The organism is Nguyenibacter vanlangensis (assembly GCF_013376155.1).
Taxonomy (GTDB): domain Bacteria; phylum Pseudomonadota; class Alphaproteobacteria; order Acetobacterales; family Acetobacteraceae; genus Gluconacetobacter; species Gluconacetobacter vanlangensis.
The window spans coordinates 1-584 of the sequence record NZ_JABXXP010001207.1 but is presented as its reverse complement, the minus strand read 5'-3'; the positions used below and the strand labels follow the sequence as shown (position 1 = coordinate 584).

Genomic DNA, 584 nt, shown 5'->3' with positions numbered 1-584 from the left:
AGGCGCAGCCGCAGGCCCGCGCGGCCGCGCCCATTCCCATTCCACCCGCCCCGCGGGCGCAGCATCCCGCGGTCGTGACGGAGACTTCACAATCACCCCACGAGCGCGACAGATGACCCCTTCTAGGCTGCGCCATATGAACGCACCGTCTCTTGTCATCCCGGCCCTGCTGGCCGCAAGCCTGTGCGTCTGCGCCTTCGCGCCCGCGCCGGACGGTGCATCGCCCCGGCCGGGCGAGGATCGGGGGCAGGATTCGGGCCCGGAGGCGGGCTCTGATTCCGGGCGCCCGGTCGTGATCACCAGCGACAGCCGCGCCTTCTGCGATCGGCTGGTGACCGTCATCGATGCCTATGGACCGCCCTTGACGCGCGAGGTGAGCGAGTTGCGCATCCATGGCGCGTTGCTGTGCCGCGAGGGCAGGGTCCGGTCGGGTATCATCGATTTGCGCCGCGCCCTGATGGTATTGAAGGAAGACAATCATTCATGACCGCCACCGCCATGACCCGTCTGATCCCGGTGGCCATACTTTTGCTGGCCGGCCCGGTGGCCGGGGCGCGGGCGCAGGACGCCGCCGGCCGGCAGGG

At 70.0% G+C, this 584-nt stretch carries 1 protein-coding gene; it reads left to right on the top strand.

Annotated features, from left to right (window positions below; translation table 11 throughout):
* Nucleotides 1-136: 136 nt before the first annotated feature.
* A complete protein-coding gene (locus tag HUK84_RS22140; RefSeq protein ID WP_176642034.1) occupies nucleotides 137-487 on the top strand; it encodes a hypothetical protein in 351 nt (116 codons plus the stop codon).
* The last annotated feature ends 97 nt before the right edge of the window (nucleotides 488-584 follow it).